The 26,490-nt window shown below is 62.6% G+C and carries 26 protein-coding genes and 1 tRNA gene; 14 read left to right on the forward strand and 13 right to left on the reverse strand.

Annotated features, from left to right (window positions below; all coding sequences use genetic code 11):
• Window positions 1–26 precede the first annotated feature (26 nt).
• The 5 genes from prfA to AC1ECK_RS32455 all read left to right on the forward strand — a co-directional run bounded on the left by prfA (window position 27) and on the right by AC1ECK_RS32455 (window position 4,011).
• Window positions 27–1,109, forward strand: coding sequence for a peptide chain release factor 1 (gene prfA, locus AC1ECK_RS32435; protein ID WP_480326674.1), 1,083 nt, complete (start codon window positions 27–29; stop codon window positions 1,107–1,109).
• Between the two features lie 26 nt (window positions 1,110–1,135).
• The gene (gene prmC / locus AC1ECK_RS32440; RefSeq protein ID WP_480326676.1) at window positions 1,136–1,981 is read left to right on the forward strand and encodes a peptide chain release factor N(5)-glutamine methyltransferase; all 846 of its coding nucleotides are present in this window, start codon (window positions 1,136–1,138) and stop codon (window positions 1,979–1,981) included.
• A gap of 139 nt (window positions 1,982–2,120) precedes the next feature.
• Entirely contained in the window at window positions 2,121–2,432 is a 312-nt protein-coding gene (gene grxD, locus AC1ECK_RS32445) for a Grx4 family monothiol glutaredoxin (protein ID WP_480326678.1), read from the forward strand.
• A 45-nt stretch (window positions 2,433–2,477) separates the two neighbouring features.
• A complete protein-coding gene (locus tag AC1ECK_RS32450) occupies window positions 2,478–3,080 on the forward strand; it encodes a UbiX family flavin prenyltransferase (RefSeq protein ID WP_480326680.1) in 603 nt (200 codons plus the stop codon).
• Between the two features lie 145 nt (window positions 3,081–3,225).
• Window positions 3,226–4,011 (forward strand): DODA-type extradiol aromatic ring-opening family dioxygenase, encoded by a 786-nt coding sequence (locus AC1ECK_RS32455; RefSeq protein ID WP_480326682.1) that lies wholly within the window; start codon window positions 3,226–3,228, stop codon window positions 4,009–4,011.
• Between the two features lie 141 nt (window positions 4,012–4,152).
• On the opposite strand, the gene AC1ECK_RS32460 is transcribed toward AC1ECK_RS32455, so the two are convergent.
• Entirely contained in the window at window positions 4,153–5,748 is a 1,596-nt protein-coding gene (locus tag AC1ECK_RS32460; RefSeq protein ID WP_480326684.1) for an APC family permease, read from the reverse strand.
• A 536-nt stretch (window positions 5,749–6,284) separates the two neighbouring features.
• Between AC1ECK_RS32460 and AC1ECK_RS32465 the strand changes: the two genes are divergently transcribed.
• Window positions 6,285–6,488, forward strand: a complete 204-nt coding sequence (locus tag AC1ECK_RS32465) for a cold-shock protein (protein ID WP_007180251.1) — start codon at window positions 6,285–6,287, stop codon at window positions 6,486–6,488.
• A 170-nt stretch (window positions 6,489–6,658) separates the two neighbouring features.
• Here the strand turns inward: AC1ECK_RS32465 and AC1ECK_RS32470 are convergent, their stop codons facing one another.
• Complete coding sequence (locus AC1ECK_RS32470; protein WP_480326686.1) at window positions 6,659–7,909, reverse strand: Hsp70 family protein; 1,251 nt, start codon at window positions 7,907–7,909, stop codon at window positions 6,659–6,661.
• Window positions 7,910–8,318: 409 nt separating this feature from the next.
• Here AC1ECK_RS32470 and AC1ECK_RS32475 point away from each other — a divergent pair, with 409 nt between their 5' ends.
• Entirely contained in the window at window positions 8,319–9,791 is a 1,473-nt protein-coding gene (locus tag AC1ECK_RS32475; protein ID WP_480326688.1) for an MFS transporter, read from the forward strand.
• 147 nt (window positions 9,792–9,938) lie between these two features.
• Here AC1ECK_RS32475 and AC1ECK_RS32480 read toward each other — a convergent pair whose 3' ends face one another.
• Complete coding sequence (locus AC1ECK_RS32480) at window positions 9,939–10,532, reverse strand: nitroreductase family protein (RefSeq protein ID WP_480326690.1); 594 nt, start codon at window positions 10,530–10,532, stop codon at window positions 9,939–9,941.
• Window positions 10,533–10,710: 178 nt separating this feature from the next.
• Complete coding sequence (locus tag AC1ECK_RS32485) at window positions 10,711–11,994, reverse strand: MFS transporter (protein ID WP_480326692.1); 1,284 nt, start codon at window positions 11,992–11,994, stop codon at window positions 10,711–10,713.
• A gap of 148 nt (window positions 11,995–12,142) precedes the next feature.
• Here AC1ECK_RS32485 and AC1ECK_RS32490 point away from each other — a divergent pair, with 148 nt between their 5' ends.
• Together AC1ECK_RS32490 and AC1ECK_RS32495 are read left to right on the forward strand one after the other, a co-directional pair.
• On the forward strand, window positions 12,143–12,802 hold the full coding sequence (locus AC1ECK_RS32490) for a TetR/AcrR family transcriptional regulator (protein WP_480326694.1): 660 nt from the start codon (window positions 12,143–12,145) through the stop codon (window positions 12,800–12,802).
• A gap of 137 nt (window positions 12,803–12,939) precedes the next feature.
• On the forward strand, window positions 12,940–13,506 hold the full coding sequence (locus AC1ECK_RS32495; RefSeq protein ID WP_480326696.1) for a DUF1415 domain-containing protein: 567 nt from the start codon (window positions 12,940–12,942) through the stop codon (window positions 13,504–13,506).
• Between the two features lie 48 nt (window positions 13,507–13,554).
• On the opposite strand, the gene AC1ECK_RS32500 is transcribed toward AC1ECK_RS32495, so the two are convergent.
• Window positions 13,555–14,385: a class I SAM-dependent methyltransferase gene (locus tag AC1ECK_RS32500; protein WP_480326698.1), complete on the reverse strand. Its 831-nt coding sequence runs from the start codon at window positions 14,383–14,385 to the stop codon at window positions 13,555–13,557.
• 388 nt (window positions 14,386–14,773) lie between these two features.
• On the opposite strand from AC1ECK_RS32500, the gene AC1ECK_RS32505 reads away from it, so the two are divergent.
• On the forward strand, window positions 14,774–15,094 hold the full coding sequence (locus tag AC1ECK_RS32505; protein WP_074301493.1) for a type II toxin-antitoxin system HicA family toxin: 321 nt from the start codon (window positions 14,774–14,776) through the stop codon (window positions 15,092–15,094).
• A gap of 69 nt (window positions 15,095–15,163) precedes the next feature.
• Here the strand turns inward: AC1ECK_RS32505 and AC1ECK_RS32510 are convergent, their stop codons facing one another.
• Window positions 15,164–15,493 carry a FadR/GntR family transcriptional regulator gene (locus AC1ECK_RS32510; RefSeq protein WP_480326701.1) on the reverse strand — a complete coding sequence of 110 codons (330 nt, stop codon included), beginning with the start codon at window positions 15,491–15,493 and terminating at the stop codon, window positions 15,164–15,166.
• 187 nt (window positions 15,494–15,680) lie between these two features.
• On the opposite strand from AC1ECK_RS32510, the gene AC1ECK_RS32515 reads away from it, so the two are divergent.
• Complete coding sequence (locus AC1ECK_RS32515) at window positions 15,681–16,967, forward strand: MFS transporter (RefSeq protein WP_480326703.1); 1,287 nt, start codon at window positions 15,681–15,683, stop codon at window positions 16,965–16,967.
• A gap of 169 nt (window positions 16,968–17,136) precedes the next feature.
• Window positions 17,137–18,444: a TIGR03862 family flavoprotein gene (locus tag AC1ECK_RS32520; RefSeq protein ID WP_480326705.1), complete on the forward strand. Its 1,308-nt coding sequence runs from the start codon at window positions 17,137–17,139 to the stop codon at window positions 18,442–18,444.
• A 29-nt stretch (window positions 18,445–18,473) separates the two neighbouring features.
• Here AC1ECK_RS32520 and AC1ECK_RS32525 read toward each other — a convergent pair whose 3' ends face one another.
• A complete protein-coding gene (locus AC1ECK_RS32525; protein ID WP_480326707.1) occupies window positions 18,474–19,622 on the reverse strand; it encodes a methyltransferase in 1,149 nt (382 codons plus the stop codon).
• Between the two features lie 129 nt (window positions 19,623–19,751).
• Here AC1ECK_RS32525 and AC1ECK_RS32530 point away from each other — a divergent pair.
• Window positions 19,752–19,827 (forward strand) — tRNA-Thr (locus AC1ECK_RS32530).
• A gap of 160 nt (window positions 19,828–19,987) precedes the next feature.
• Here the strand turns inward: AC1ECK_RS32530 and AC1ECK_RS32535 are convergent.
• The 6 genes from AC1ECK_RS32535 to AC1ECK_RS32560 form a co-directional block, all read right to left on the reverse strand.
• Window positions 19,988–20,506 carry a ClpXP protease specificity-enhancing factor gene (locus tag AC1ECK_RS32535; RefSeq protein ID WP_480326709.1) on the reverse strand — a complete coding sequence of 173 codons (519 nt, stop codon included), beginning with the start codon at window positions 20,504–20,506 and terminating at the stop codon, window positions 19,988–19,990.
• A gap of 195 nt (window positions 20,507–20,701) precedes the next feature.
• Window positions 20,702–21,313, reverse strand: a complete 612-nt coding sequence (locus AC1ECK_RS32540; protein ID WP_006052302.1) for a glutathione S-transferase N-terminal domain-containing protein — start codon at window positions 21,311–21,313, stop codon at window positions 20,702–20,704.
• A gap of 94 nt (window positions 21,314–21,407) precedes the next feature.
• Window positions 21,408–22,175, reverse strand: a complete 768-nt coding sequence (locus AC1ECK_RS32545) for a cytochrome c1 (RefSeq protein WP_480326711.1) — start codon at window positions 22,173–22,175, stop codon at window positions 21,408–21,410.
• Between the two features lie 23 nt (window positions 22,176–22,198).
• Complete coding sequence (locus tag AC1ECK_RS32550) at window positions 22,199–23,578, reverse strand: cytochrome b (RefSeq protein WP_480326713.1); 1,380 nt, start codon at window positions 23,576–23,578, stop codon at window positions 22,199–22,201.
• The gene (gene petA / locus AC1ECK_RS32555; RefSeq protein WP_480326795.1) at window positions 23,579–24,199 is read right to left on the reverse strand and encodes a ubiquinol-cytochrome c reductase iron-sulfur subunit; all 621 of its coding nucleotides are present in this window, start codon (window positions 24,197–24,199) and stop codon (window positions 23,579–23,581) included.
• Between the two features lie 207 nt (window positions 24,200–24,406).
• Window positions 24,407–25,153, reverse strand: a complete 747-nt coding sequence (locus AC1ECK_RS32560) for a Nif3-like dinuclear metal center hexameric protein (protein ID WP_480326715.1) — start codon at window positions 25,151–25,153, stop codon at window positions 24,407–24,409.
• A gap of 19 nt (window positions 25,154–25,172) precedes the next feature.
• On the opposite strand from AC1ECK_RS32560, the gene AC1ECK_RS32565 reads away from it, so the two are divergent.
• Complete coding sequence (locus AC1ECK_RS32565; RefSeq protein ID WP_480326717.1) at window positions 25,173–26,390, forward strand: Do family serine endopeptidase; 1,218 nt, start codon at window positions 25,173–25,175, stop codon at window positions 26,388–26,390.
• The last annotated feature ends 100 nt before the right edge of the window (window positions 26,391–26,490 follow it).

The raw sequence follows: 26,490 nt of genomic DNA on the forward strand, positions 1-26,490 counted from the left end.
TTCCGGAGCCCGCTCCGTACCGTCCGATGAAAACGAGCATGCAAAGCAAGCTCGACCAGCTCACTACCCGGCTGGCCGAACTGAACGACCTGTTGAGCCGCGAGGACATTACCTCGAATCTCGACCAATACCGCAAGCTCACCCGTGAGCACGCCGAGCTTGGGCCGGTGGTCGACCATTACGCACTGTGGCGCCAGGCCAGCAACGACGCGGCCACCGCGCTGGAGCTGCTGACCGACGCGGGCATGCGCGATTTCGCCGAAGAAGAGATTCGCGCGGCCCGCGAGCGGATGGACAAACTCGGCGCCGAGCTGCAGAAAATGCTGCTGCCGAAAGACCCCAACGACGACCGCAACATCTTCCTCGAAATCCGTGCGGGCACCGGCGGCGACGAATCGGCGCTGTTCGCGGGCGATCTGCTGCGGATGTATCTGCGCTTCGCCGAGCGCAACCGTTGGCAGGTCGAAATGATGTCGGCCAGCGAATCGGACCTCGGTGGTTACAAGGAAGTGATCGTGCGGATCGCGGGTGAAGCGGCGTACTCGAAACTCAAGTTCGAATCCGGCGGCCATCGCGTGCAGCGCGTGCCGGCCACGGAAACCCAGGGCCGCATTCATACCTCCGCGTGTACGGTTGCGGTGATGCCGGAAGCGGATGAAATCGGCGAAGTCGAGATCAATCCGGCCGACCTGCGCATCGACACGTTCCGCGCGTCCGGCGCCGGCGGTCAGCATATCAACAAGACCGATTCCGCCGTGCGGGTCACCCACCTGCCTACCGGCATCGTGGTGGAATGCCAGGACGACCGCTCGCAGCACAAGAACAAGGACCGCGCGCTGAAGGTGCTCGCCGCGCGTATCAAGGACAAGCAGTATCACGAGCAGCACGCCAAGGAAGCCGCGACCCGCAAGAGCCTGATCGGCTCGGGCGACCGCTCGGAGCGCATCCGCACCTACAACTTCCCGCAAGGGCGTCTCACCGATCACCGCATCAACCTGACGCTGTACCGCCTCGAATCGATCATGGACGGCGAACTCGACGAGCTGATCGCCGCGCTGGTGAGCGAGCATCAGGCCGAGCTGCTGGCGTCGCTCGGCGATGCGGACTGAGCGCATGTGCCGCAAGCGGAGTCTCCATGCATAACGTCGCCGCCCTGCTGCGCGTCTCCCCGCTGCCGCCGCTCGAAGCACGCATCCTGCTCGGGCATGCGCTCGGCTGGCGCCGCACCGAGCTGATCACGCGCAGCGACGAGCCGCTCGACGCCGAGCAGGTGGCACGTTTTCAGACGCTGGAAGCGCGGCGTGTGGCGGGCGAACCGGTGGCGCAACTGATCGGCGCGCGCGAGTTCTTCGGACTCGACTTCGAAGTCACACCCGATGTGCTGATCCCGCGGCCGGAAACCGAATTGCTGGTCGAAACCGCGTTGGCGACGCTGGAGGGGATCGCGCGGCCGCGCGTGCTCGATCTCGGCACAGGCACCGGCGCGATCGCGGTCGCGATCGCCTCGGTCAGGCCCGATGCGCAGGTCTGGGCTGTCGATCGCTCGAGCGAAGCGCTGGCCGTCGCCGCCCGTAACGCGGCCCGCCTGCTCAGCGCAACTCGCCCCGGCGGGGCAGTGCAGCTTGCCCGCAGCGACTGGTACGACGCGCTCGATCCCAGCTTGCGCTTCGACTTGATCGTCAGCAATCCGCCGTATATCGCCAGCGGCGATCCGCATCTGTCCGAAGGCGATTTGCGCTTCGAACCACGCGGCGCGCTGACCGACGAAGCGGATGGCCTGAGCGCCATCCGCGCCATCATCGCAGGCGCGCCCGCACGCTTCGCCGCGAACGGCGGCGCGCTGTGGCTCGAACACGGCTACGATCAGGCGGCCGCGGTACGCGCCCTGCTCGACAAGACCGGTTTCGCAGCGGTGCGCTCGGAACGCGATCTCGCCGGGATCGAACGCATTAGCGGCGGCGCGTGGCAAGCGCGCGAGTAACGCAACGCTGCGGCAATATCCGCGGCGGCAGATCAGGCACATCGGCAAAACCGCCGCGAGACCGCCGCCCGCCTGTCGCAGCGAAATCCGCTATCATTTCAATCTATCCCCACCTCATTCCGGAACCGCAAGGTCAGCCATGGATACGCAACAACGCATCAAGCAAATCGTCGACGAAAACGCCGTCGTGCTCTTCATGAAGGGCACGGCCCAGTTTCCGATGTGCGGCTTTTCGGGCCGCGCCATCCAGATCCTGAAGGCATGCGGCGTCGACTCGATCAAGACCGTCAACGTCCTCGAAGACGACGAAGTGCGCCAGGGCATCAAGGAATTCTCCAACTGGCCGACCATTCCGCAGCTCTACGTGAAGGGCGAGTTCATCGGCGGCTCGGACATCATGATGGAGATGTACCAGAACGGCGAACTGCAGCAACTGTTTGCAGCGGCCTGAGCACCGTCTGACGCTTCACAAGCCGAGCCCCAGGTGCCGCTAGCCATGGAAACACACGCTGCGGCGCCGCGCCGGCTGATTATCGCGATCACCGGCGCGACCGGCGCCATCTACGGCATCCGCCTGCTCGAAACGCTGCGCAGGCTGGGTAGCGTGGAAACCCATCTGCTGATCTCCAGCGCCGGCTGGCTCAATATCCAGCACGAACTCCAGTTGGGCAAAGAAGACGTGCATCCGCTCGCGGATGTCGTCCACTCGGTGCGCGACGTCGGCGCGAGCATCGCGTCCGGCTCGTTTGCGACCGACGGCATGATCATCGCGCCTTGCTCCATGAAGACCCTCGCGAGCGTCGCCCACGGCCTGTCGGACAATCTGATCACCCGCGCCGCCGATGTCACGCTCAAGGAGCGCCGCCGTCTCGTGCTGATGGTGCGCGAAACGCCGTTCAATCTCGCGCATCTGCGCAATATGACCGCCGTTACCGAAATGGGCGGTGTGATCTTTCCGCCCTTGCCGGCCTTCTACAACCGGCCCGCCTCGATCGACGAGATGGTCGATCACACCGTCGCCCGTGTGCTGGATCTGTTTGCACTCGGCCCGGCGCTCTCGCCCGCGTGGCAAGGGCTGCGCGACGCGTCGGCGGAATAGGTCCGCAGCGCGCATACGCCACACGCAGATTCACAACGCCTGCGACGCAATCAAATCCGTTTTAAGCCGTTTATCAAACAGCAGTACGGCCTTATATTGGTAGCAACCCAACCTACCAGTCGCATTTGCTGCGCACTTCGCTGCCATGACCCGTTTGCCGTCGCTTTTCCTGTCCCACGGCGCCCCGACGCTGCCGATCGATCCTTCGATGCCGTCTGCCGAGTTCGGCGCGCTCGCTACACAATTGCCCCGTCCGCAGGCGATCCTGATGCTGTCGGCCCACTGGGGCACGGCCGGGCCGCTCGCGAGCACCGCTGAGCAGCCGGAGACCATCCACGATTTTTACGGCTTTCCGCGCCAGCTTTATGAGATCCAGTATCCGGCGCCGGGTGCACCGGACGTCGCACGACGGGCCGCGGCGCTGCTCAACGACCACGGGCTGCTCGCCGACACGCAGCCGCACGGCCTCGACCACGGCGCGTGGGTGCCGATGCTGCTGATGTTCCCGAATGCCGACGTGCCGGTAGCCCAGTTGTCGATCCAACCGCACATGGACGCCGCGCACCACTTCCGCGTGGGCCGTGCGCTGCGGGCGCTGAAGGATGACGGCGTGATGGTGATCGGCTCCGGCCAGATCACCCACAATCTGCGCGCCGCCGATTTTTCGGCACGGCCGGAGGATGCCGACCCGCGCGTCGAGGAATTCACCGACTGGTTCGAAGCCAGGCTGGCCGCGCACGATATCGACGCGCTGCTCGACTATCGCAGCCAGGCGCCGCACGCCGTGCTGATGCACCCGACCGACGAGCACCTGCTGCCGGTATTTGCGGCGCTCGGCGCAGCGGACGACGACTACTCACTGGCGATCCAGTCACTGGGGACGTACCAGAAGTCGCTGGCGATGACGAACTACGTGTTCGGCACCGCATAAACACGCCGGATGCGAGACGAGGAGCCGCCCAAACGAACCGCTCCGCGCGTAACAAAAAAGCCCGCCTGAGCAACTCAGGCGGGCTTTTTTTCGTCCCGGACCAACAGCAGCGTCCGGGGCAGGATCAAGCAGCGCGAACGATCAGTGCACGCCCATTCCTTCGAGCACTTCGTCGTGGACATCACGCTCGTCCAAGTATTCGCTGCGATAACCGGTATTCACGCCCCAGTAATAGAAAATCAGCGCGAAAACGATCACGACCAGCATGTCCCAACCATACGGCAGAACGCCGCGGCCGCCGAACTGCTTGCTGCCGATCAGCGACAGGATCGCCATCACCGGCAGGTAGGCCACCAGCCACCATGCCGCCTTCAGGTCACGCTGATAACCGCTAAAGCCTGATTTCGTCTGGAAATAGAAGTACACCGGCAACGCGACGATCATCAGCAGGATGATTTCGCCCGTCAGCGGCCACTTCGCCCAGTAGAGCACCAGCGACGCGCAGGTAAAGGCGAACGGCGCGATGATCTTCATGCCCGGGATATGCAACGGGCGCTCCAGATCGGTGGCCGCACGGCGCAGCGCCATCAGGCTGATCGGACCCGTCAGGTACGAGATCACGGTCGCCACCGAAATCACGGCCGCGAGCGAGCTCCAGCCGCGGAAGAAGAACAGGAAAATGAACGAGACCAGCAGGTTGAACCACATTGCCTGACGCGGCACGCCGTAGATCGGGTGCACGTTGCCGAACATCTTCGGCATCGTGTTGTTGCGCTCCATCGCGTAGATCATGCGGCTGGTGGTCGCCATATAGGTCGTACCCGTGCCGCTCGGGCTGATGAACGCGTCGACATACAGCAGGAATGCCAGCCAGTTCAGGTTCAGCGCGAGTGCCAGTTCGGCGAACGGCGACGCAAAGCTAAAGTGGCTCCAGCCCTTCAGCACGTCAGCCGGGTTCACCGCTCCGATATAGGCGATCTGCAGCAGCACATAGATCACCAGCGCCAGCAGGATCGAGCCGATCACCGCGAACGGCACGCTCTTCGCGGGGTTGCGCGCCTCGCCCGCCAGGTTGATCGGGCTCTGGAAACCGTTGAAGGCAAACACGATACCGCTCGTCGCCACAGCGGTCAGCACCGCCGACCAGCCATACGGCGCAAACGTGCTCGCCTCGCCGAAGTTCTCGTGGTGAAAGCCGGTGAACATCAGACCGGCGATCGTCGCAGCCGGAATCAGGAACTTGAAGACCGTGATTGCCGTATTGGCGCGTGCGAACAGTTTCACGCCCCAATAGTTGAGCATGAAATAGATAATCACGAGGATTGCCGAGAGTAATAACCCATTGGTGGTTAATGACCCGTTGACGAACAACGCATGCGCCCATGGATACGGCCAGGTGCTCATGTATTGAATCGAAGCTTCTGCTTCGATCGGAATCACCGAAACGATGGCGATCCAGTTGGCCCACGCGCTGACGAAACCCACCAGCGCGCCGTGCGAATAACGTGCGTAGCGCACCATGCCGCCCGACTCAGGGAACATCGCGCCGAGTTCCGCATAGGTGAGCGCAATCGCCAGAATCACCACTGCGCCGATCACCCAGGCGCAAACGGCTGCGGGGCCTGCAATTTTTGCCGCCTTCCACGCACCGAACAGCCAGCCCGATCCGATGATCGAGCCGAGACCGGTCAGCATCAGCGCGAACGGGCCAATGTTCCGTTGAATAGAACTTTTCACGTCTTCTCCTGTGTCGACGGGAGTTAGCGCTTTAGCGCCTACTTCGGTCCCATGCAAATTTTCTTGCGGTCGACCGGCGCCAGTGCCACAGCGCTTACTCCAGTCCCATGCAAGTTGCGTCAAAAACATGTCGGCACCGCGGCAATGCTTATGACACTGGAGACGGGGTGACGGCCATGATGGGCCAGGGCTTATAGTCTGAATCAGGTGCAACCCTAGCGCGGCGCGTAGTTTAACGGTTGCACCAAGAGAATGCAGTGAAGCTAGGGTTATCCCTAGCAAGAAATTAAGGGGTTCGCAAGTTTTGTAAGCACCAACCACACGTGGCCCCAAAAACCGTGTAAAGATTCGCTGAGACAGTTGACCTTCTCTCGAAATCGCCGTATAACGTTCGGGCAGGATTTCAAGCGGCGAGTGAATTGGTCTTTCGTAGTTCGCCCATCAACGGTACTCCGGTTGGTCCCATTACCCCCTTCCTTGATTTTCATGCACCCAACGGGCTTCGGCCTTATTTACCATTTTTAGGAACAAGTAATATGGAAACCGGTACCGTCAAGTGGTTCAATGACGCAAAGGGCTTTGGCTTCATCACTCCCGACGGCGGCGGCGAAGATCTGTTCGCGCATTTCTCGGAAATCCGCACGGAAGGCTTCAAGACGCTGCAAGAAAACCAAAAGGTTACGTTTGAAGTGAAGACGGGCCCGAAGGGCAAGCAAGCAGCTAACATCAAGCCGGTGTAAGCGCACGCTTCCTTCTGGACGCAAAGAAAACCCCGCCTTAGCGGGGTTTTTTTACGTCTGGTGAAAATGCAGGCGGATGGGCTGGCGGCAAGCGCGCAGCCCCGCAGTCCGGCGAGCGCCCGCAAACACGCGCCCCGCGCAGACAGATGCGCCGTTCGCCGTTGAGTCGTTTAGCTGAACAGACGCCGTGCGTGAATGCCGAGGCCCGTTGCCACACTGGCGAGGCGATCGCCGAATACGGGACGCGCGTCCGGAAACGCCGCCGACAACGCCCCAGACAGAAACGCGAGCCCGGTGGAACCGCCCGTGAAGTAAATTGCGCCCACATCGCGGGGCGCCACGCCGGCAGCCTGCACCGTGTCCCGCGCTGCCTGCACGATACGCAGCGTCTCGTCGTGCCCTGCCTTGATCAGTTGCGCTTCGTCGAAGGCGAGGCGCAAATCCTCTTCCACCAGTTCCAGATCGATCATCGTCTCGCCGCCTGCCGCGACGCCGATCTTCGCCTCTTCCGCGTGCGCGGCCAGCGCATGCCCCAGACGCCGCTCGACGACCCGCATGAGGCGATCGTGGTGCTTCAGGTTGGTGTACAGGTGCCGCATCAGGGCCAGTTCGCCGACCCGCCTCGGAGCGTACACGGTATTGATCAGGTGCCACGTGGCGAGGTCGAAATAGATCCGGTTCGGAATCTCGCGCCCTTCCGGATCGAGTGCCTGGTAGCCGAGTTCGCGCAGGATCGTCGCGAGTTCCACGCGGCGGTCGAAATCCGTACCGGCTACGTGCACGCCGTGGTGCGCGAGCACATCGTCCTTGCGCTCGACCCGCTGCATCCGCTCCGGACCCACCCGCACCAGCGAGAAGTCCGAGGTACCGCCGCCAATGTCGGCCACCAGCACGAGTCCTTCTTCCGTCAGATGCGACTCGTAATCGAACGCAGCGGCGATCGGTTCGTACTGGAAGTGAATCTCACGCAACCCCACGGAGCGCGCCGCCGCTTCCAGTTGTTGTTGCGCCAGTTGGTCGGCGCGCGGATCATCGTCGACAAAGAACACCGGGCGACCCAGCACCGCACGGCTGATCGGGCCGCCGGCGCTCGCTTCGGCCGAGCGCTTCAGATGATCGACGAAAATCGCGATCACGTCGGTGTATTTGATCGCCGAACCGTCGCCGAGGTCGGTCGAATTGTCCGCCAACGGGGAGCCGAGAATGCTCTTCATCGAGCGCATCAGACGGCCGTCAAAGCCGTCGATATACGCCTCGAGCGCCGCGCGGCCATAGTCGCGGGAGTTTTCGTCGGTATTGAAAAAGACGGCGGTGGGCAGCGTCGTGTAGGCACCTTCGACCGGCGCAAGCCTCAGCGCCGCGCCGTCGGGCACGGCGACGGCAGAGTTCGATGTGCCAAAGTCAATCGCGCAATAGGTCATGGCAATAAATCGCCGCTCACGGCTGGCGCGGACAGAAAGTGGAGCGGCTTTGTATCACGAAAGCGCAGCGGGCATCAACTGAAGTTCCTGCAACGGCACGCCTGATAGCGGGCGCGCCGAAAGAAACGGGAAAACTTGGGATAGCCGGGCGAGGTGCAGCGGGAGCGCCCCGCCCCTGAGGCTTCGCGCGAGGCTCAGCAGACCGCGGGGAAATCGGGAGCGGTCCAGCGGTTTCGTGAGAGGTGTTCAGGCAAACGTGCGCCGACTCGAGGGAACGGAAATTGCTCATTTGCACAGGATACGCTATCCAAATTTCCCGCCAGCAACCCACCTTGCGTGGGCGCGCATCGCATGAGACCCGAGTAAGCGCTAAAGCGCCAACTCGGGTCGACACTGGAGACTTGTCGCAATGTCCGAGCCGGTCAGCACAGCAGTACAGGAAAAACCGCACGCTGTGATCGAAACCGATCTGCCGGCGCGGCTCGACCGCCTGCCGTGGGGCCAGTTTCATTCGCTGATCGTCGTTGCCCTGGGCGTGACCTGGCTCCTCGACGGTCTCGAGGTGACTCTTGCAGGCGCCGTCGCCAGCGCGCTGAAAGCGAGTCCGACGCTCCACTTCAGCAATACCGACGTCGGCCTGACCGGCAGCGCCTACATCGCAGGGGCAGTGCTCGGGGCGCTCGGCTTCGGCTGGCTCACCGACCGGCTGGGGCGCCGCAAGCTGTTCTTCATCACGCTGACGCTCTATCTGGCTGCCACCGCGGCCACTGCGCTATCGTGGAACCTGGCGAGTTTCCTGTTGTTCCGCTTCCTGACCGGCGCAGGCATCGGCGGCGAGTATACGGCGATCAATTCGACGATCCAGGAATTCACCCCGGCCCGCGTGCGCGGCTGGACCGATCTCGGCATCAACGGCACGTTCTGGGTCGGCGCCGGACTTGGCGCGGCCGGCTCGCTGGTGCTGCTCGATCCGCATTTGCTGCCCGCCGACTGGGGCTGGCGGGCGTGTTTTTTCATCGGCGCAGTGCTCGCGCTGGCGATCCTGCCAATGCGTGCCTGGATACCCGAAAGTCCGCGCTGGCTGCTCACGCACGGCGAAGCGCACGAGGCGTCCACCATCGTCGAACAGATCGAAGCACGGTTTCGCGGCGCCGGCCATCGCCTGGCGGATGACTCATTGGCGCGTCTGCGCCTGCGTACCCGCCACCACACGCCCCTTGGCGAAGTGTTCCACGCGATCTTCACGCTGCATCGGCGCCGCGCAATGGTAGGCCTGTCGTTGATGACTGCTCAGGCGTTCTTCTACAACGCGATCTTCTTCACCTACGCGCTGGTGCTAACCGATTTTTATCACGTGCCCGGCGATCACATCGGCTGGTATCTACTGCCGTTCGCGCTGGGAAATTTTCTCGGGCCGCTACTGCTGGGGCGCCTGTTCGACGTGATCGGGCGACGCCCGATGATCGCCGCCACATACGCCTTGTCCGGCATCCTGCTCACCGCGAGCGGCTATCTGTTCGAGCAGAATTTACTCGACGTCACCACCCAGACGATTACGTGGATGGTGATTTTCTTCTTCGCTTCGGCGGCTGCCAGCTCGGCGTATCTGACGGTGAGCGAATCGTTCCCGCTGGAAATCCGTGCGCTGGCGATCGCCGTGTTCTACGCGTTCGGCACGGCACTCGGCGGCATCGCCGGACCGGCGTTGTTCGGCCGTCTGATCGACACGCATCAGCGCAGCGAGGTGTTCACCGGTTATCTGGTGGGCTCGGCGCTAATGGTCGGAGCGGCCGTAGTTGCCGCAATCTGGGGTGTCGACGCGGAGCGAAAATCGCTGGAAAGCGTCGCCGCTCCGCTGTCGGCGCTGGCAGAGGACGAGTGAGCGCGAGGCGCCGCTGGATGATGCTCCAGCGGCCCCGTCATTCATCGTTCCGCTCAAGGAAACGCCGGGCTGCCCCAAGTTTCCCCCCGACAGGAAGTCCCTTCGGCCTCGGGGGACCTGACGCGCAAGCGGCAGGTCCGAGGACACTCAGAACGGCCTCTTCCACGCGCCACTGAAAGCGATCTCGCCGAGCGGCAAACGCGTGCGCACCGATTTCTCGCGTTCGCGCAGCACCGGGTCGAGCTTGTCGACGTCGCCGTAATGGCCGAGCGAAATCATCGCGATCACTTCAACGTCGTCGGGAATCGCGAACGCCTTGCGGAAGGCATTGATGTCGACGCCGCTCATCTGGTGCGCGGCGAGTCCCAGCGCGTGGGCCTGCAATACCAGCGCCATGGCGGCCGCGCCCGCATCGTAAGATGCGCAACGGTTCACTTCACCCTTGCTGGTAAGCGTCTGCGTGGTCACGGCGATCAACACCGGCGCCGGCGCATTCCAACCCTGATTGAATGGCACAAGCGTAGCGAAGGCCCGCTTGAAGGAAATCTCGTCGCTGCTGCGATCGAAAACAATAAAACGCCACGGCTGCGCGTTGTACGACGAAGGCGCCCAGCGTGCCGCTTCAAGAACCGCGTGCAGCTGCTCGCGGCTGACCGGCTCGCTCGCATACGCGCGCGGGCTCCAGCGGCCTGCAATCAGTTCGTGAATGGGGACTGCGGTTGGGGCGGGTTTGTTGGCCATGCGCTTCTCTCAGTCGAAATTCATGATCGACGGGCGGCTGCCCGGGGCACATAGCATACCCGGGCTTCGCCGCAGGCGCCGTGAAACAGACTAATAAAGCGCGTTCGAGATCGTTTTCCTCTTGGCGATAGAACGGCATGGCGGGTGACACCCGACGAATATGGAACGTCGATCAGTCCTAGACCGTCTGCGGCGCGAGCGTCCGCTCGCCGCGGTTGATACGCAGCACGATCACCGAAGCGACAAGACACAAGCCGCCCGAGATCATCGACGCCACCGTATACGTGCCGAGGCTCGCGCGCAGCATGCCTGCCCCCAGTGCCGCGAAGGCCGCGCCAAGCTGGTGCCCGGCGACCACCCAGCCGAATACGACCGGCGCCGCTTCCTTGCCGTAGACATCGGTGGCGAGACGCACGGTGGGCGGCACGGTGGCGATCCAGTCGAGGCCGTAGAACACCGCGAACAGCGGCAACCCGAAGAAGTCGATACCGAACGCATGCGGCAGGTACATCAACGACAGGCCTCGCAGCCCGTAGTACCAGAACAGCAGCACACGGCTATTGAAGCGGTCCGACAGCCAGCCCGACAAGGTCGTGCCGAACAGGTCGAAAATGCCCATGGCGGCCAGCAGCGACGCGCCCTGCACTTCGCTCATGCCATAGTCGCCGCACATGGCGATCAGGTGCGTGCCGACATAGCCGTTGGTACTTGCGCCGCAAATGAAGAAGCTGAAAAACAACAACCAGAAATCGCGCGTCTTGCTGGCCATGGCCAAGGTGCCGAACGCGATGGCAAGGGGATTCTGCTTCGTCGCGGCGCGATTGAGCGGCGCGTCGGCAGGTGCGCCGTACGGACGCAGCGTCAGGTCGGCGGGATGCTCGGGCAACAGGAACGCCACCAGCGGCAGGACGATCGCCGCGGCGCCCGCCACGACCCAGACCACCGGGCGCCAGCCATGATGTTCGGCAATCGCCGCGAGCAACGGCAGGAACACGAGCTGACCGGTCGCCGAACTGGCGGTGAGAATACCCATCACCAGACCGCGATGTGTGGTGAACCAGCGATTCACCACCGTCGCCGAGAGCGACAGCGCCGCCACCCCGGTCGAACCACCCACCATCACGCCCCAGATCAGGATCATCTGCCACGGATGCGTCATCAGCGACGACAGCGCCACCCCGCCCGCCATCGTGCCGAGTGCGGTCAGCACCGTCGGACGCACGCCGAAGCGCTGCATCGACGCCGCGGCAAACGGCCCCATCAGGCCGTACAGCGCGATATTCACCGAAATGGCGAGCGAGATTGTCGCCCGGCTCCAGCCGAACTGATGTTCGAGCGGCACCATCATCACACTTGGCGTGGCGCGCGTGCCCGCCGCGGCCAGCAACACCAGAAACACCACCGCTACGGTCAGCCAGCCGTAATGGAAGCGACCGCCAATCATTCTCGCTGCCCAGTTCATCGGATCTCCAGTCGGCGCCCACCCGTCTGACGCCTCGGTTTGTTACGCATTTGGCAAAGGACTTGTGACAGATCTGTCACAATGGTGTTGCGATGTTAGTGACTGGTCGGTAACATGTCAAGCATCGAAAATCGACTGCGGGGCCACCATGTCACAGAGCGACACAGCCAAGCCGGCCACAAGCGGCCGCCGTACCCGCACGCAGACCGCCGGGCCGCAAGCGCAGGAGCATTTGCTACAGGCCGCCGGCGAACTGTTCTACCGCGAAGGCGTGCGGGCTGTGGGAGTGGACGCCGTCGTCGAGCGGGCGGGCGTCAACAAGATGAGCCTGTACCGGCAGTTTTCGTCGAAGGACGACCTCGTACTGGCGTATCTGGAGCGCAAAGACGCGCAGTTTTTCCGCTACGTCGAAAAGAGCTTCGCGAAGCATCCGGGCGAGCCGGCCAAACAGCTCCTGCAATACTTCGAGGATCTGGCCGTGCGCGCGTCGGTCGAGGACTATCGCGGCTGTCCGTTTGTGAATGTCGCGGTGGAATTTCCCGATGCGTCGCATGCGGCGCGCCAGTTTGTCTTCGGCAACAAGGCACGGCTGATCGAGCGGATTACGGCTCTTGCCGCCCAGGCCGGCGCCGGCGATCCGGTCGCCTTGGCGAACGCACTCGGGTTGCTGATCGAAGGCGTGTATGCCGCGAGCCAGACCTACGGTCCCGGTTGCGGGCCGATTCTGGCCGCGCCGCGGGTGGCTGCGCAGTTGATTGCCGCAGCTTGCCCGAACGCGGTGGACCTGAAGACTGAGCCCGATGCCTAGGCGCTCTGCATGGCGGGAGCGGCGCGAACCAGCGCTGCGTCACTTCATGCGGGGCACGCGTATGAACCTCGAGCCGAACGTCAACCCCGGGTTGCGCCCGCACCCGTAAAATGTCGCTTTAAGCCCGCTGCCCCGCCATGCCGCCGTCCACCGATTCCCACGCCGCCATCCTTGCGTCGACCCACCACTGGCTGACCCGCGCGGTCATCGGCCTGAACCTGTGCCCGTTCGCCAAGGCCGTGCACGTGAAGGGGCAGATCCGCTACGCGATCAGTGAGGCGACGGATATGGAAGGCGTCCTGGCGGATCTCGAAGCGGAATTGAAAACGCTCGAACAGGCCGACCCCGCCGAGATCGACACGACGCTGTTGATCCTGCCGCACGCGCTCGCAGACTTCCTCGAATACAACGACTGTCTGTTCTTCGCGGACCGCATGCTCGCGCAATTGCGTCTTGAAGGCGAATTACAGATCGCAAGCTTTCATCCGCGCTACCAGTTCGAAGGCAGCGAGGCGGACGACATCGAAAACTATACGAATCGCGCCCCGTATCCGATCCTCCATCTGCTGCGCGAAGCCAGCATCGAACGCGCGGTGGAGGCGTTTCCGGATGCCGCCGATATCTACGAGCGCAATCAGGAAACGCTGCGCCGCCTCGGCCTGGCCGGGTGGCAGAAGTGGATGAGCGAGCCGGCCAGCGAGTAATAATCCCGGCCAAGCCCCGCCGGTTTGTGCCAACGCGGCTGCGCCGCTTCAAGCCTCCACAAAGAAGCGCTCACGCAATTCTGCAATCCCGAGCGTCTCCATCACCTCATTGAGCCGTTCCGCCGGGCGGCGGCGCGGCAGATCCTTGTATTGGGCAATGATGAGTTCGTTCTTCATCGAATGCTCCCAGCCCACCAGTTCGGTCACGCTCACCTGATAGCCGTGCGCCTCGAGTTGCAGACAGCGCAGCACATTGGTGATCTGGCTGCCGAATTCCCGCGTATGCAACGGATGGCGCCAGATCTCCGTCAACGCATTGCCAAGCGACTTGCTCTTGTTCTGGCGCAGCACTCCGGCCACTTCGGCCTGACAGCACGGCACCACCACGATGTACTTCGCATGCTTTTGCAGGGCGAAGCGAATGGCGTCGTCAGTCGCGGTATTGCACGCGTGCAGCGCGGTGACGATATCGATCTTCTCCGGCAAACGGTCTGACGAAATCGACTCCGCCACCGACAGATTCAGAAACGACATCCCCTTGAAGCCCAGCCGCACCGCCAGCGCCTCCGAGCTCGTCACGAGCTCTTCGCGCGTCTCGATGCCGTAGATGTGCGATTTATCCTGCTGCTCCTTGAAAAACAGGTCATACAGGATAAAACCAAGATAAGACTTGCCGGCGCCGTGGTCGACAAGGGTCAAATCGCCCTGGCTTTCTTTCAGATCTTTCAGCAGCGGCTCGATGAACTGGAACAGGTGATAGACCTGCTTCAGCTTACGGCGGCTGTCCTGATTCATCTTGCCGTCGCGCGTGAGGATATGGAGTTCCTTCAGCAGTTCGACAGATTGGTTGGGGCGAATTTCGTGAGTTTTGCTGGACATCGTACGGAGCGCCATCGATTGCACGGCGAACGTGCGACAGGCGACGGAAAAAGAGAAAAGTTACTGCCAGTTTACCCAAAGCGCGGCACAGCAGCCGATTCATCGCCGCCGACGACGCGCGCATCGCGTTTTCCTGGAACGCTTCCTGCTCTGAAATTAGTGCACGAAGCGAAGCAAGACGGAGCGAGAACGCGCAGCAGGCCAGGCATGCAGCCCTAGCCCCGTGGCGGGCTGCATGGAGAACAAAGACACACTGCCGGTGCCGGATCGATCAGGCGAACCGCAAGCGTGTGGGGAGGTCGGACCGGAACACGGGTCTGAACGTTACGTAACCTGCAGTGCGCCGCGATCTTAACTGGAAGCGCGCTCAGAAGAACATGAGGCGGCAATGGATACGATACCCAACGGCAACGCCGAACAGAAGTTTCAGGAACTGTTGACCAAGTTGATGGCCACGCCCGCGTGGACCGAGAAGCAGCAGCTCGAACTGGAAATGGCGCGCGATATCTCCGTCGAGATGCTGCGCCTCGCCGAGTTGATGCGCGACGGCAGCGTCGACCTCGAGACTTGTCTCACGATGCTCAAGTACGCCAAGGTACTCGACTTCGTGATGACCACGCTCGCCTCGCGGCGCGATATCAAGCCGCAAACGCTGCGCGTGATTTTCAAGCTCGCCGGGCTCAAGGTCGATGAGGAATATCCGGGCTGACGCCCGGAAAGCGACGCGCGGCCGCGGCGCTTGCGCCTCGCCCGCTCGCCTGCCAGCGCGCGCCTGTGCTCAAGGCTTTAACTGGATCATCAGGCGCTCATAGGACTGCTTCAGATGACGCTGCATCGCAGCATGCGCCTGCACCTGGTCGCGTGCCTCGAGCGCTTCGAGAATCGCGCGATGCTCGTCGAACAGATCGGCCACCATGCGCACCAGCACGTCGTTGCCCGACATCTGCACCACCCCCAGGTGAAACTCGCGGTCCGCGGCAATCGGTGCGCGGCGGTTCGCCACGTCCTGCGCCATCCGCCCGTACAGCATCCTTAACGCCTTGAGCGCCTTGAGCGCCTTCGGCTTCGCCGTGGGTGCGACGCTCGCGGCGATCGCCCCTTCGATCATCGAACGCGCATTTGACCGGATGCGCAAAGCACTTCTATTATCGGCAACTGGTCAGGCCGATATCAGTAAGCACGCAATGCAGTCCCACCGGCAGAGTGGGACGCACAGGACAGATGCACCGCCAGCCGGCATCGCAGCGGACCGCACGATCCACACGACGGATGCCGCCCCCGGAGGAGACGTTGTCATGAGGAAAATGCGTTGGGTCGTGATCTTTCTATGCTTTCTGGCTATTGCGGTGAATTACGTCGACCGGGCGAATCTCGCGGTCGCCGCACCGCAGATCGAAAAAGCGCTCGGCATCGGGCCGGCGCAGATGGGTCTCATCCTGAGCGGCTTTTTCTGGACCTATGCGTTCATGCAGATGCCGTTCGGCTGGTTTATCGACCGGGTGGGCGCGCGTATCGCCTTGCCGCTGGCGGTCGGCTGGTGGTCGCTGTTCACGGCGGCCACCGCGGTGGCGGGCAGCGTCGCCGCGATGTTCGGCTGCCGCCTGATGCTCGGCATCGGCGAGGCGGGCGCCTATCCGTCCTGCGCGAAACTGGTCGCGCAGTGGTTCAAGCCGGCGCAGCGGGCGATCGCCACCAGCATCTTCGATAGCGGCTCACGGGTCGGCTCGGCGCTGTCGATTCCGCTTGTCGCGCTGATTATCAGCAGCGCCGGATGGAAAGCGTCGTTCGTCGCCACCGGCCTCCTCGGCGCGGTGTGGATTGCCGGCTGGCTGGCGATCTATCGCAGCCCCGCCCACGGCGACATGACCGGCGCCACCGATGTCGTGCCGCAACGCGAAGCGCGCACCGGCGGGCAACGCGCAAGCTGGGCCTCGCTGTTCCGCCACCGCACGTTGTGGGGCATGATGCTGGGCTTCTTCTGCCTGAACTTCGTGATTTATTTCTTCATCACGTGGTTTCCAAGCTATCTCGTGCAGACGCGCGGCTTCTCGCTGAAATCGCTCGGCACGCTCGGGATGATTCCAGCGTTGATTTCGATCCCCGGCGGCTGGCTGGGGGGCTTCGTCTCCGACGCGCTCTACCGGCGCGGCTGGAGCCTCACCGCGTCGCGCAAGACCTGCATGGTGGGCGGAATGCTGATGTCGTCGGTGATCACGCTGTCGGCCTTCACCTCGAACGTGTACCTGATGCTGGCTTGCTTCGGCGTCGCCTACGGCAGCCTCGCGTTCGCGGCTGCCAGCATCTGGTCGCTCCCCGCTGACGTCGCCCCTACCCAGGATCATGTCGCGTCGATCAGCGGCATTCAGAATTTCGCCTCGAATCTGGCCGGCATTGTCATCACCACGTTTACCGGCGTGATGGTCGCCTTGACCAAGGGTTCGTTCACCATTCCGCTGATCGTCGCCGGTGGATTCTGCTTTCTGGGCGCGTTCAGTTATCTCGTGATCGTCGGCCGGATCGAGCCGCTGCCGACCAGCCCGGGTGGACACCATGAGCCGGAGACGGCACGCGCGACGGTTTAGCACATCAGCGCTTTTCGCGGCCGCTGTCCGGGTGCGCCGGAGCGGCCTCGCGTTTGCCCCATCCAGCGCTGGGTGTGAAAATAGCGCGCTTTGCGCCGCCGGCCGTGGCAAGCTGGCCGCGCAAGCGGCTTTTCTCCTCCTCACGCCCTCACCGATCCGAATGCACCGCATGTCCACCTTGTCCGATTCCGCTTGCGTCGCCGTCATCGGCGGCGGCCCCGCTGGCCTGATGGCCGCCGAGGCGCTGGCCGCCCGGCACGGCGTGCGCGTCGACGTGTACGACGCCATGCCGTCGGTGGGACGCAAGTTCCTGATGGCCGGCAAAGGCGGCATGAACATCACGCATTCGGAACCGCTCGAACCGTTCCTCGGACGCTACGGCGCGCGGCGTGAACAGATTGCGCCACTGCTCGATACGTTCGGGCCGGATGCGTTGCGGGCATGGCTTCAAGGTCTGGGCGTCGAGACTTTTGTGGGCAGTTCAGGCCGCGTGTTCCCCACCGACATGAAAGCGGCGCCGATGCTGCGCGCCTGGCTGCATCGTCTGAAGGAAGCCGGCGTGCGGTTTCACATGCGGCACAAATGGGTGGGCTGGGAGAGCGTGGAGTTCACGAAAGCGGCCAACGAAGGGCACGAAGGCGCCACGCGAGACACCGCGCAGCAGACACTGCGTTTCATGACGCCCGCCGGCGAGCAGCAGGTACACGCCGACGCCGTGGTATTCGCATTGGGTGGCGGAAGCTGGCCACGCCTCGGCTCAGACGCGGCATGGGTGCCGTTGATGAGCGCGCGCGACGTGCCGGTTGCGCCGCTGCGCGCAGCGAACTGCGGCTTCGACGCGAACTGGAGCGGGTACTTCCGCGAGCGCTTCGCCGGCGCGCCGGTGAAGCCTGTGGCGATCACCTTGACCGGCACCGACGGCAACGTCCAGCATCGGCAAGGTGAGTTCGTCGTAACCGAATCGGGTGTCGAGGGAAGCCTGGTGTACGCGCTGTCTGCGCCGATCCGCGAGCGGATCCTGGCGGACGGCGAAGCCACGATCGCGCTCGATCTCGCCCCCGGACTCAGCGAGCAACGCCTGCTGGACGAAGTCACCCGGCCACGCGGCTCACGCTCGATGTCGAGCCATCTGCAAAGCCGCATCGGCCTTGGCGGGGTCAAGCTCGGGCTGCTGCATGAAGCGCTTTCAAAGGAAGCGTTTGCCGATGCGACGCTGCTCGCTCAAACGATCAAGGCGCTGCCTTTGAAACTCGTGCGTGCGCGGCCAATTGAAGAAGCCATCAGCAGCGCAGGCGGCGTTCCCTTTGAAGCGCTCGATTCGCGCTTGATGATCGGGCATCTGCCGGGCGCGTTCTGCGCCGGCGAAATGCTCGATTGGGAAGCGCCGACCGGAGGGTACCTGCTGACCGCGTGCTTCGCGAGCGGGCTGGTCGCGGGGCGCGGGGCGCTGGCCTGGCTGGCTGAAGCCGGACGCTGAGCGCCGTTCGCCGGTAGACGCCTGGGTTCCTAGCGCGCCTTCAGGCGCCACAACGACGTCACCTCAGCGACGCGCGCGGCATGCAGCGGATCGGTTTCATCCGAAGACTTCGGATGGCGCGGACGAATATCTTCGCGCCCTACCACCGTAAGCCCGGCCTTTTCGATCGCGTCGAGCAAAAACTGACGGGTGCGCAAACCCAGATGCTCAGCGAAATCCGACAGAATCAGCCAGCCTTCGCCGCCTGGCGACAGATGGTCCGCCAGCCCGTTCAGGAAACCGAGCAGCATGCGGCTGTCGTTGTCGTAGATAGCGTATTCGATCGGCGAGGCCGGCCGTGCCGGCACCCAAGGCGGGTTGCAGACCACGAGCGGTGCGCGGCCTTCCGGGAACAGGTCGGCCTCGACGACGTCGACCTGCTGCGCGAAGCCGAGGCGCGCGAGATTCTCGCGCGCACAAGCCAGCGCACGCGGGTCCTGGTCGGTCGCGACGACTTTCTTTACACCGCGTTTGGCCAGCAATGCGGCAAGCACACCAGTGCCGGTGCCGATATCGAATGCCTTGTTCAGCGACGGCAGCGGCGTGCTCGCCACCAGGTCGACGTATTCGCCTCGTACCGGCGAGAACACGCCGTAGTGCGGGTGAATGCGCTCGCCGAGCACGGGAATCTCCACGCCCTTCTTGCGCCACTCGTGAGCGCCGATCAGACCAAGCAGTTCGCGCAACGACACCACCGACGCCTCGCCGGACGGCGGACCATAGGTCTCCGCGCAAGCCTGCGCCACTTCCGGCGCGCGGCGCAACGGAATCGCGTAGGCGGCGTCGAGCGGGATCAGGATCATGCCCAGCGTGCGCGCGCGTTGCGACTGCGCCTGGCGATGGAAATTGAAGGCGTCGATCAGCGTCTCGGCCTGCTTGCGCGGCTTGCGCTCGACGCGGCGCGTCACCGCCTGCAAAAGCTGACGGGCGTTCTGGAAGTCGCCTTGCCACAGGAGCGCCGTGCCTTCGCAGGCGAGGCGATAGGCGGTATCGGCCGTGGTGCGGTCATCAGCCACCACGACGCGCTTGGGCGGCGGCACCGCCGCTTCGGAACGCCAGCGCGCGGTGCGCGGGCCGTCGGCCTCGGGCCAGGTAATGGTCGGTGCCTGGGTGGGGTGTTGCTTAGGGTGTTGGGTCATTGAGCGAGGTGGGGATTCGATATGACAGGGATATCGAATAGACGTACATGGTAACTGATGAGGCTGCCGAGATGCGGCCGGCCGGGTAGCTGTCTGGTTCTTCTTGGTTTATAATAGCGCGCTGCTTTCGCCCCCTTAGCTCATTTGGTAGAGCACTTGACTTGTAATCATGAGGTGGTCTGTTCGAATCAGACAGGGGGCACCAGAAATTCGACGGGCTACGTGATGTTTGCGTAGCCCGTTTTGTTTTTGCGTTGGACTAAAAGTCAAAGCAGCCAAAGCACTTCGACGCGCAGAAATAAAAACGGGTTACGCAAACCTCACGTAACCCGCTCATCCCACTGGCGTTAGCTTGCCGTCTCAAGTCATTTGACGACCTTCAAATGCCCCCGACCGCCGCCCTTCGACCCATCGTCATCGGGAGGAGGCGTCTCGTCGGCATCGTCAGCCTTCGCCGCGGCAACCGGCTCAGCCTCAACCGCCCTCGGCCCAGCGCCGCCCGCCTTCACCGGCGCGGCCGCTTCATCCGCGGCCTCGTCGTCCGCCCCGGAATCCGTCGCTTCGCCGCCTGCCGAATCGACCGGGAACGCCATCCCTTGGCCGTTCTCACGCGCGTAGATGGCCAGCACATTGGCGACCGGCACTTCGATCTTGTGCGACTTGCCCGAAAACCGCGCGCTGAACTCGACCCACTCGTTGCCCATCTGTAACTGGCTGGTTGCCTCGAAACTGATGTTCAACACGATTTCGTTGTCCCGCACGAACTGGCGAGGCACCCGCGTCTGATTGTCGACCCGTACCGCGATGTGCGGCGTATAGCCGTTATCCGTGCACCACTCGTAGAGCGCGCGCAGCAGGTAAGGCTTCGTGGAAATCTCTTGCATCAACAGTCCTCTTACTGAGCGCCCCCAGACCTGCCGCTTACGCGTCAGGCCCCCCGAGGGGGTCAATCCCCCTCGGGGATTTCCTTCGGGGCGGGAAACTTGGGGCGGCCCGGCGTTTCCTTGAGGGCAAGGCGCCGCGCGCCGGCGCGCAAACACTCACAAGCAGCGCGCGGCGCCCGCGCCCTCAAGCCAAACTCAACGACGCATCACCTTTTCCGACGGCGTCAGCGCTTCGATATAGGCCGGGCGGCTGAAAATCCGCTCGGCATACTTCATCAGCGGCGCGGCGTTCTTCGACAGCTCGATGCCGTAATGATCCAGACGCCACAGCAACGGCGCGATCGCCACGTCGAGCATCGAGAACTCTTCGCCGAGCATGTACTTGTTCTTCAGGAAAATCGGCGCGAGCTGCGTCAGGCGATCGCGGATCGCGAGGCGTGCTTTCTCGTGATTCTTCTCGGCGGCCTTGCCCTTCTCGTTTTCGAGCGTGCCGACGTGCACGAACAGTTCCTTCTCGAAGTTGAGCAGGAACAGACGCGCGCGGGCGCGTTGCACCGGATCGGCCGGCATCAGTTGCGGATGCGGGAAGCGTTCGTCGATGTACTCGTTGATGATGTTCGATTCGTACAGAATCAGATCCCGTTCGACGAGAATCGGCACCTGACCATACGGATTCATCACAGCGATGTCTTCCGGTTTGTTGAACAGGTCGACGTCGCGGATCTCGAAGTCCATGCCCTTTTCGAACAGCACCAGCCGGCAACGCTGGGAGAACGGGCAAGTTGTGCCGGAATACAGAACCATCATGTTTACGTTTCCTCAAAAAGCTGAAGGGCCAGCACGCGGAAAAACCGTCCAGCAGGTCTTTCCTTGCGCCGGCCCCACGCCAGTTATGGCGTGATTATTTGATATCTTTCCAGTACGCAGCGTTCAATCGCCAGGCGAGAAAACTCAGGATGCCGAGGAACAGCAGCACCCACACACCAAGCCGGTGACGGGTTTGCTGAGTCGGTTCGGACATCCAGGACAGGTACGACACGAGGTCGGCCACATCCGAATCATAATCCACCGGCGACAACGCCCCCGGCGCGATCTGCTGGTAGCCGACGAATTTATGGACTGTTTCCCCGCTCCTTTCGTCGACTACATCGTCGAACTTCGCCGTACGTTGCCCCTGAAGCTGCCACAACACGTTGGGCATGCTCACGTTTTCATACACCAGATTGTTCCAGCCGGTTGGCCGCGCATCGTCGCGATAGAAACTGCGCAGATACGTGTACAGCCAGTCGCGGCCGCGCGCCCGTGCTTCCACCGACAGATCCGGCGGCGCGGTGCCGAACCACGCTTTCGCGTCGTCGGGCTTCATTGCTACCGACATCGTGTTACCGATTTTATCGGTCGTAAAAAGCAGGTTAGTCTGAATTTCCTGCGGTGAAATGCCCAAACTGGTCAATGCGCTGTAGCGCATCAGGTTCGCGCTGTGGCAATTCAGGCAGTAGTTTACAAACAATTTGGCGCCGTGCTGCAAAGAAGCGAAATTCTCTGCGTTATCGGGCGCGCGGTCGAGCGGGAAATTCTCGTCCGCGTAAGCCGGCGCGGCCAGCAACGCCAGCGCAAGCGTGAGCGATGCGGCCCCTATCACCGCGAGCCTCGAAAGCATTTTTCTCATCTTCGTGTCTCCTTGGCCTGCGATTAGTGAGGCTTGAACCGCACCCGTTCGGGTGGCTGCTTGAACTTGCCAAGCGGCGTCCAGAACGGCATGCCAAGGAAAAACGCGAAATAGACCAGCGCGCAGATCTGCGCGATCAAGGTCGCGGCGGGCGACGGCGGCTTGGTTCCGAGGAACGCCAGCGTCAGGAATGCCAGCACGAAGATCCCGTAAAACACCTTGTGGAAGAACGGCCGGTAGCGAATCGACTTCACCGGCGAGCGGTCCAGCCACGGCAGGAAGAACAGCGAGACCACCGCGCTGCCCATCACCACCACACCCCAGAACTTGGATTCGGTGAAGAACATCGCCAGAATCACCAGCACGGCCAGCACCGGCAGCCCCACCTTCCACTTGCCGCGGGCGCGCACCAGCGCGAATAGCCCGAGCAGCGCGATCACGATCATCAGGACGATCTTGAACGGATCGGTGGTGGCGCGCAGCATCGCATAGAACGCCGTGAAGTACCACACCGGTGCGATTTCCGGCGGCGTCTGCAACGGATTGGCTGGAATGAAATTGTTCGACTCCAGGAAGTAGCCGCCCATCTCCGGCGCGAAGAAGATGATCGCCGCGAAGATCAGCAGGAACACGCTCACACCCATGAAGTCATGCACCGAGTAGTACGGGTGGAACGGGATGCCGTCGAGCGGAATGCCGTTCGCATCCTTCTTCGCCTTGATCTCGATGCCGTCCGGATTGTTCGAGCCCACTTCATGCAGCGCCACAATGTGCGCCACCACCAGCCCGATCAGCACCAGCGGAATCGCAATCACGTGAAACGCGAAGAAGCGGTTCAGCGTGACGTCCGAGACCACATAGTCGCCGCGAATCCACAGCGACAGGTCCGGCCCGATGAAGGGAATCGCCGAGAACAGGTTGACGATCACCTGTGCTCCCCAGAACGACATCTGGCCCCACGGCAGCAGGTAGCCGAAGAATGCCTCGGCCATCAGGCACAGGAAGATCGCGCAGCCGAAGACCCACACCAGCTCGCGCGGCTTGCGGTACGAGCCGTACAGCAGACCGCGGAACATATGCAGGTAGACGACCACGAAGAACATCGACGCGCCCGTCGAATGCATATAGCGGATCAGCCAGCCCCACGGCACCTCGCGCATGATGTACTCGACCGAGGCGAACGCGAGCGTCGAATCGGGCTTGTAGTTCATGGTGAGGAAGATGCCGGTGACGATCTGATTGACCAGCACCAGCAGCGCCAGCGAGCCGAAGAAATACCAGAAGTTGAAGTTCTTTGGCGCGTAATACTCGGAGACGTGCTTTTTCCACGTCGCCGTCATCGGGAAACGGCGGTCGATCCAGCCGGCCAGCCCGGTTGTCTCCACTTCGTGTTCGATCGCCATTTACGCTTCTCCTTTCTCGTCCTTGCCGATCACGAGCTGGGTAGCCGACGTGAACATGTAGCGAGGGATATCCAGGTTCTGCGGAGCCGGTTTGTTCTTGAAGACGCGACCGGCCAGATCATAGGTGGAACCGTGGCAGGGGCACAGGAAGCCGCCAGGCCAGTCGTCCGGCAGATTCGGCTGGGCGCCCTCCTGGAAACGCGGCGTCGGTGTGCAGCCCAGATGGGTGCACACGGCAACGGCAACCAGCAGATTCTTGTGATCGGGCCGCGAGCGGAATTCGTTGTTGCAGTACTCCGGCAACGGCATCGAGAAGGGATGTTCGGTATGGGGATCGGCTACTTCGTTATCGGCTTTCTGGATGTCGGCCAGCATCCGGTCGGTGCGGTTGAGGATCCAGACCGGCTTGCCGCGCCAGGCGACGGTCATCATGTCGCCGGGCTTCAGATTGCTGATATCGGCCTCGACCGGCGCGCCGGCTGCCTTGGCCTTTTCAGATGGTGCAAACGAACTAACAAAGGGTACGACAGTGGCAACGCCTCCTATGCCACCTGCTACGGTCGTCGTAATCAGCCACGTACGTCGGCTGCCGTCGACGAGCTCATCTTCTTTGTCTCGCATCACACGCCCCACTTCTGAGTTGGATTTTTCCTTCACGTCGCTTCTACCGACGCTAGTTTGCTCGAATGGAGTCGCCATTTACAAGGCCCGGATGCCAAAAACCATGCGAAGTCCTTGATATCCAAGGGTTTTCCCCCACCAATAAGAAACTTTTTCGTATCCCGTTTTAAGTGAGCCCTGTGTATTTCGTGCCTTTTAGTTCACTAATCAGACAGGATTGTGGATATCAATAAAGAGATGCTCGAGATCGAATGATTCCGCCAGATGCGCACCGAGTGCCTGCACGCCGAAACGCTCGGTGGCGTGGTGGCCGGCGGCCAAAAACGCCACGCCGCTTTCCTGCGACGTATGCATGGTGGATTCGGACACTTCACCGGTTAGGTAGACGTCCGCGCCGGCTTCGATCGCCGCGTCGAAATAGCCTTGCGCCGCGCCCGTGCACCACGCCACGCGGCGCAGTTCGAGTTCCGGGTCGCCGAACACGAGCGGCGTGCGGCCGAGCGTATGCTCGACCTGTGCCGTGAAGTGCTCGAGCGTGATCGGCATGGGCAGGGTGGTCATCCAGCCCAGATTGTTCTCGCCAAAACGCACGTCACCGATCCAGCCCATTTTCTCGCCCAACTGGGCGTTGTTGCCGAACTCGGGATGGTCGTCGAGCGGCAGGTGGTAGGCGAACAGGTTCAGGTCGTTGGCCAGCAGTAGCTTCAGGCGGCCGTATTTGCGGCCGGTGATTTGCGGCGCTTCGTTGCGCCAGAAGTAGCCATGATGAACCAGCACGGCGTCGGCGCCCCAGTCGAGCGCGGCTTCCAGGAACGCTAATGAAGCAGTTACACCCGTCGCGATCTTGTGGACCCGGCGGCGCCCCTCCACCTGCAAGCCATTGGGGCAGTAGTCCTTGAAGCGTGCGGTTTCAAGGACGTTGTTCAAGTACAATTCAAGTTCGATCCGATCCATATAAACCTCTAGTCTTCAGATGCTTAGACGCTTTTGGCTGTTCTTTGCCCAAGCGGTGACCGTGCTTCTGGCGCTGATGTTCATCATTGCGACCCTAAAACCGCAATGGCTGCAGCGACAAGGGCAATTCGGCAAGCAGCTCTCCGAGCCGATCGTCGCACTGCGGGAGGTAGCGCCTGGCATCGGTAGCGGTCCCGCGCAGGCTTCCTATGCCGACGCCGCGCAGAAGGCATCCCCCGCGGTCGTCAATGTGTTCTCGAGCAAGGACGGATCTTTGCCGCCCGACCCTCGGGCGAAAGACCCGCTGTTTCGTTACTTCTTCGGCGACAAGAACAACAACCGCAGACAACAGGAACAGCCCGCGGCCAATCTTGGCTCGGGTGTCATAGTGAGTTCGGAAGGTTACATTCTAACGAACCAGCACGTTGTCGACGGTGCGGATCAGATCGAAATCGCGCTCGCCGACGGCCGCACCACCACCGCCAAGGTGATCGGCGTCGATCCGGAGACCGATCTGGCGGTGCTCAAGGTCAACCTGACCAACCTGCCCACCATCACGCTCGGCCGCATGGAGCAGACGCGGGTGGGCGACGTCGTGCTGGCGATCGGCAACCCGTTCGGCGTGGGCCAGACGGTGACCATGGGGATTGTCAGCGCGCTCGGCCGCAATCACCTCGGCATCAACACCTTCGAAAACTTCATCCAGACCGACGCGGCGATCAATCCCGGCAACTCGGGCGGCGCGCTGGTCGACGTCAACGGCAATCTGCTGGGCATCAATACGGCGATTTACTCGCGCTCGGGCGGCTCGCTTGGGATCGGTTTTGCGATTCCGGTGTCAACGGCGCGCAGCGTGCTGGAGAGCATCATTACGACCGGCTCGGTCACGCGGGGCTGGATCGGTGTGGAACCGCAGGACGTGACGCCTGAGATCGCCGAATCGTTCGGGCTCGACCAGAAGTCCGGGGCGATCGTGGCCGGAGTACTGAAGAACGGGCCGGCCGACCGCGCCGGCATCAAGCCGGGTGACATTCTCGTCAGTGTGGACGGCCAGGACATCACGGACACGACTCGCCTCTTGAACCTGATCGCACAGATCAAGCCGGGCACCAACGCAAAGATCCATCTGGTGCGCAAGAATCACGAGATAGACTTGGAAGTGATGATCGGCAAACGGCCTCCGCCGCCCAAGCAGTCCACCGACGACAGCGACGATCAGAACGACGACGGCGGTTAAGCCCGGCGCCTACCCAGAAGCCAGGACGTAGAACTAAAAAGGGCAGTCCACGAATGGACTGCCCTTTTTTGCATCTGCAACCGCTACCGCCTTGCGAAAA

The organism is Paraburkholderia sp. SSBN10T (assembly GCF_056619545.1).